The organism is Escherichia sp. WS1265 (genome assembly GCF_046487585.1).
Classification (GTDB): domain Bacteria; phylum Pseudomonadota; class Gammaproteobacteria; order Enterobacterales; family Enterobacteriaceae; genus Escherichia; species Escherichia coli.
Map to the genome: position 1 here is coordinate 1 of NZ_JBJQJE010000062.1, position 2,473 is coordinate 2,473.

Here is a 2,473-nt window from a genome sequence, read left to right on the forward strand (position 1 = left end):
TTTTTTACGCACTGCGGTTAATGATTTCATGGATAGCGTCCACCATATTTGGTGTCCACTATTCTTTCAGGAATTTCAGGATCTGCCAGACGGTGCTGAGACGACGCTTACGAGGATTCGCCAGAATTCTCGGACGAAAAAGGTTTTATATTGTCTTTTGTTAGTTTGTCTTTTGTGTTTACCTGATTCGGGTAAACGCCTTTACCTGATTTGGGTAAACTTTTCTTACCTGATTCAGGTAAATTTACCTCTTTCAGGTAAACTTTATTTTTCTTACCTGATTCGGGTAATGTTGACCATTCACTGACCACATTATTAATACCGATATTCCGCCCGCTCTGAATCAAAATCCCACGCTTTACCAGAACACTTTTTGCAGCAGAACACTTGTGCGGTAATATCCCGGTCAATCCGGACAGTTGCTCGTTGCTCACCCAATCCAGTTTTTTATTAAAGCCATATGTTTTGCGCATGACAGCCAGGAAGACCAGAAGCTGGTGCTGTGTTAATCCGGCCAGCATCACAGCTTCCAGCAACTCATTTGCAATGCGCGTATAACCATCATCGAGATCTGCCACGCGCGGCTCCTTTTGTGCCGCATCCGGCACTGGAAAATTGAATATCTCAGCAGTGTTTGCCATAATTCCTCCCGCAATGAGTGTGTTACGATTTGCACCTGAAAGTCGGTTCTGTTCCAGCAGACCGGCTTTCGCCATTTCTGAACCTGTCATATCGCCCCCAGCATGGTAGTAACCATCGCCATCAATGGACCAGCCAGATCTGGGTCCACACGAAACATCGATACAATACCTTCACTAATTTCCTTCAGTTTCTGGTGGCGTGGTGCGTTGAGAATGACAGCCTGTTTTGCCTCACTGAGTTCCTTTTCCATTTCAGCCAACCTAGCCATGAAGCTATCCTGCTCAACCAGGTAACCGCGATATTCCAGCGGTAGTACCGCCAGAATTGCCGGGGTCAGTTCACGCACGTTATTTCGGTATTTTTCAGAATCGAATTTGTTATCGAGGAAGCGGAACAGCTTCTGGCGTGCACGGCTGACATCATCAGGGAAATCGATGGTGCCGCCGCCCTGCTCCCGATACTCATTCACAATGAGTGCGGCAACAACATCCTGATTATCTGCAGCCGACCAGGCGCGGACGGCATCACGGATTTTTTCGTGGCCTGGAGCTTGTTTTGTTTGAGAACGATTTATCACCGCAGTCGGGCTAAATCCGCTAGTCTGTTGGTATGTAAGTGGTTGCATAGTCATTGCCTTATCAGTTAACGCCGCAGTTTAGGCGGCAGAATTACTCGCGTTAAACAATGGTGCGAGGTCGGGACGAATATCTGCTGGTTTAATCTTTCCACCAGTGGCTGAGACAATTTTCATTACATAGCGGGCATCAATTCCGCCACCGTGTAGCCAACGCCAAACAGTGGGTTGGGCTACACCGCATAGATCTGCCAGTCGTTTTTGACTACCTGTAATACTGATTGCGAGTTGAATGGTTTGATTTGTCATTATCAATTCCTATTGGTATTGCAACGAATAAATAATAGCAATGCGTATTAATCATAACAATAGCAAAACGTGTTTTGACCATCAATACGCAAGCGTATAAATTAAAACTTATGAAAAAAGAAACTCTTGCTGATCGCTTAAACCTAGCGATGGAACAATCTGGAATGTCTCAAGGCGCTCTTGCAAAGGCGTCTGGCGTAGCTCAACCCACAATCTGGAGACTGACAAGCGGCAACGCGCGCGGCTCAACAAAAATTGTTGAAATAGCTAATGCATTGGGTGTTCGAACAGAGTGGCTCTCATCAGGCATAGGCCCGATGAGAAATGACGGTCAACAATTAGGGAAGCCTACTGCCAACCATCCCAAATACTTCAAGATTGACGTTCTTGATATAGAAGTGAGTGCCGGGCCGGGAGTCATCAACCGTGAGTTTGTAGAAGTTCTACGCTCGGTTGAGTACTCGTTTGACGATGCTCGTCACATGTTCGATGGTAGGAAGGCAGAAAATATCCGCATCATTAACGTGCGTGGTGACAGCATGTCAGGAACGATCGAACCAGGTGATCTGCTGTTCGTTGATATCACGGTTAAATCTTTCGACGGTGATGGCATCTATGCGTTTCTGTACGACGACACCGCCCATGTAAAGCGCCTGCAAATGATGAAGGATAAGCTGCTGGTTATCTCTGATAACAAGAGCTACTCACCGTGGGACCCGATCGAGAAAGACGAGATGAACCGGGTGTTCATCTTCGGTAAGGTTATTGGGAGCATGCCCCAGACGTACAGGAAACATGGATAATCAGTACTGTGCTGATGAGTCGTTTAGGGGATAGTAGGTGATGCTGCCAACTTACTGATTTAGTGTATGATGGTGTTTTTGAGGTGCTCCAGTGGCTTCTGTTTCTATCAGCTGTCCCTCCTGTTCAGCTACTGACGGGGTGGTG

Annotated in this window: 4 protein-coding genes and 1 pseudogene; 2 read left to right on the forward strand and 3 right to left on the reverse strand. The window is 46.7% G+C overall.

What is annotated here, in order from left to right; genetic code table 11:
- Positions 1 to 110: 110 nt before the first annotated feature.
- The 3 genes and pseudogenes from ACJHX3_RS24640 to ACJHX3_RS24650 all read right to left on the reverse strand — a co-directional run.
- A pseudogene (locus ACJHX3_RS24640) lies at positions 111 to 731 on the reverse strand (replication protein); the annotation flags it as partial.
- Positions 728 to 1,267, reverse strand: coding sequence for a toxin YdaT domain-containing protein (locus tag ACJHX3_RS24645; RefSeq protein ID WP_001182883.1), 540 nt, complete (start codon positions 1,265 to 1,267; stop codon positions 728 to 730). The gene ACJHX3_RS24645 and the pseudogene ACJHX3_RS24640, both read right to left, overlap by 4 nt.
- 30 nt (positions 1,268 to 1,297) lie before the next feature.
- Complete coding sequence (locus ACJHX3_RS24650) at positions 1,298 to 1,525, reverse strand: helix-turn-helix domain-containing protein (protein ID WP_000184665.1); 228 nt, start codon at positions 1,523 to 1,525, stop codon at positions 1,298 to 1,300.
- Positions 1,526 to 1,635: 110 nt separating this feature from the next.
- Between ACJHX3_RS24650 and ACJHX3_RS24655 the strand changes: the two genes are divergently transcribed.
- Both ACJHX3_RS24655 and ACJHX3_RS24660 read left to right on the forward strand, forming a co-directional pair.
- Positions 1,636 to 2,328, forward strand: a complete 693-nt coding sequence (locus ACJHX3_RS24655) for an XRE family transcriptional regulator (RefSeq protein ID WP_000712396.1) — start codon at positions 1,636 to 1,638, stop codon at positions 2,326 to 2,328.
- 91 nt (positions 2,329 to 2,419) lie between these two features.
- The coding region (locus tag ACJHX3_RS24660; RefSeq protein WP_129692851.1) for an IS1 family transposase at positions 2,420 to 2,473 on the forward strand (54 nt) is incomplete at its 3' end.